Source organism: Polynucleobacter sp. 39-46-10, from assembly GCF_002282275.1.
The window spans coordinates 1-2,456 of the sequence record NZ_NCJB01000327.1 but is presented as its reverse complement, the minus strand read 5'-3'; the positions used below and the strand labels follow the sequence as shown (position 1 = coordinate 2,456).

Here is a 2,456-nt window from a genome sequence, read left to right as displayed (position 1 = left end):
TGCGCTGTACGTGCTTTGCTGCTTTATCGGTCAAGGTAATTGCCATGATGAATGCCTCTTTATCTTTACTTGGCTGGATGCTTTTCTTTGTAATTAGCCACTGCTGCCTTGATGGCATCCTCAGCCAAGATAGAGCAGTGGATTTTTACAGGCGGCAAAGCTAACTCTTCCGCAATTAAGGAGTTCTTAATCTCCAAAGCTTGATCCAAAGTTTTACCTTTAACCCACTCAGTTACCAATGAGGAAGATGCAATGGCAGAGCCGCAGCCATAAGTCTTGAACTTGGCATCCTCAATGACACCCTGATCATTTACACGGATTTGTAATTTCATGACGTCGCCACAAGCTGGCGCACCGACCATGCCAGTACCCACTTGGTCGTCGCCCTTCTCAAAAGAACCGACGTTGCGGGGATTTTCATAATGATCAATTACTTTGTCGCTATATGCCATGGTATTTCCTCGTTATTTCTTTTATCTATTGTTTAGCTTAACTATCTTCAATACGATTTAGTGCGCCGCCCACTGGATAGTACTGAGATCAATACCATCCTTAAACATTTCCCAAAGCGGGGAGAGCTCACGTAACTTCGCAATTTTCTCTTTCACTAATTTGATTGTGAAATCCACTTCTTGCTCTGTAGTAAAACGTCCCAAGGTAAAACGAATTGAGCTGTGAGCCAATTCATCATTACGACCAAGCGCACGCAGTACATAAGAAGGCTCTAAAGATGCTGAAGTACATGCAGATCCAGATGAGATAGCCAAATCTTTCAATGCCATCAGCATCGATTCACCTTCAACATAGTTAAAACTAATATTGAGGTTATGTGGAACACGATCATCCATGTCGCCGTTGACATAGACCTCTTCAATATCTTTCAAGCCAGTCAGCAAGCGATCGCGCAATGCACGAATGCGCGCGTTCTCTTCAACCATTTCGATGCGAGCAATACGGAAGGCTTCGCCCATACCTACGATCTGGTGAACTGCTAAAGTACCTGAACGCATACCGCGCTCATGTCCACCACCGTGTATTTGCGCTTCAATACGGATACGGGGTTTGCGACGAACAAACAAAGCGCCAATCCCTTTTGGACCATAAGTTTTATGAGCAGAAAAGCTCATTAAATCTACTTTAGTTTTCTCTAGGTCGATTTCCACCTTACCAGTTGCTTGCGCTGCATCCACATGAAATATCACACCACGGGAACGACACAATTCACCAATGCGCGGAATATCTTGCACTACACCAATCTCGTTATTGACATACATCACTGAAGCCAAGATGGTGCCCGGTTTCATAGCCGTTTCAAGCTGAGCAAAATCAATCAGTCCATCTGGCAAAACATCTAGATAAGTTACTTCAAAACCTTCGCGCTCGAGCTCACGGCAAGTATCAAGGGTGGCCTTGTGCTCAGTCTTCACAGTAATGATGTGATTGCCGCGCTCTTTATAAAAGTGAGCAGCACCTTTGAGTGCCAGGTTAATACTTTCAGTAGCGCCACTAGTAAACACAATCTCTCTTGGATCTGCATGAACTAGCTGAGCAACTTCTGAACGCGCCCACTCAACGGCTTCTTCTGCAGCCCAACCATAGGCATGACTGCGAGATGCTGCATTACCAAACTGCTCGCGCAAGTACGGCAACATCTTGTCCACTACACGCGGGTCAATCGGCGTAGTAGCTGAGTAGTCCATGTACACCGGGAAGTGTTTAGGGCTAAACATGGGTATCGGCTGCTGAGGAATCTCTTGTGGTGCGTTCATTTTTTTCTTATCGATTAATAGACTAAGAAGTTAATCTCTTAACTTTGCTGAGCCAGGTTAAAAACAGAATTTACGAGAGGTCGCTTCGGAGCGGCTTCTTTTACTGCTGCAACTGCTGATGATGGCTTTTCAGCCTTGGCACTTTCAGTCTTGATTTTCTTGGGGCGCAAATCGTGCAAAACGATTCCACGTCCAGATTGCTGCTGCACTAAATCACGTAAAGAGACGGAACTGAGGTACTCCACCATCTTGGCATTGAGGTTAGACCATAGATCATGAGTCATGCAACGGCCATGGCTTTCTTCATCACTATGGCAATTCCCTTTGCCGCCACATTGGGTTGCGTCTAAGGGCTCATCCACGGCAACAATGATGTCTGCCACACTAATTTCTTCAGACTTGCGGGCCAGGGTGTAACCACCGCCAGGACCACGAGTGCTATCAACAATATTGAAACGGCGTAATTTGCCGAACAATTGCTCTAAGTAAGACAGGGAAATCTTCTGCCTTTGGCTAATTCCAGCCAAAGTTACAGGCCCGTGCGTCTCGCGCAGGGCTAAGTCAATCATTGCGGTTACTGCAAAACGGCCTTTGGTTGTAAGTCTCATATGTCACCTTGGTAATGGATTGTTATGGACAGCTAACAGTCGGGCGGGTAATACCCGACCATTCCACTCAACTTTACCA

The 2,456-nt window shown here is 45.9% G+C and carries 3 protein-coding genes; all 3 read right to left on the bottom strand.

What is annotated here, in order from left to right; translation table 11 throughout:
- Positions 1-65: 65 nt before the first annotated feature.
- Positions 66-452: a Fe-S cluster assembly scaffold IscU gene (gene iscU, locus B7X71_RS15205; protein WP_215301395.1), complete on the bottom strand. Its 387-nt coding sequence runs from the start codon at positions 450-452 to the stop codon at positions 66-68.
- 57 nt (positions 453-509) lie between these two features.
- Positions 510-1,730, bottom strand: coding sequence for an IscS subfamily cysteine desulfurase (locus B7X71_RS15200; RefSeq protein ID WP_215303912.1), 1,221 nt, complete (start codon positions 1,728-1,730; stop codon positions 510-512).
- Between the two features lie 77 nt (positions 1,731-1,807).
- Positions 1,808-2,377 carry a Fe-S cluster assembly transcription factor gene (locus B7X71_RS15195; RefSeq protein ID WP_293598962.1) on the bottom strand — a complete coding sequence of 190 codons (570 nt, stop codon included), beginning with the start codon at positions 2,375-2,377 and terminating at the stop codon, positions 1,808-1,810.
- Positions 2,378-2,456 lie beyond the last annotated feature (79 nt).

Excerpts from the sequence above, each read along its gene's own strand:
- iscU (WP_215301395.1), bottom strand. The coding sequence starts at position 452 with ATGGCATATAGCGACAAAGTAATTGATCATTATGAAAATCCCCGCAAC.
- B7X71_RS15200 (WP_215303912.1), bottom strand. The coding sequence starts at position 1,730 with ATGTTTAGCCCTAAACACTTCCCGGTGTACATGGACTACTCAGCTACT.
- B7X71_RS15195 (WP_293598962.1), bottom strand. The coding sequence starts at position 2,377 with ATGAGACTTACAACCAAAGGCCGTTTTGCAGTAACCGCAATGATTGAC.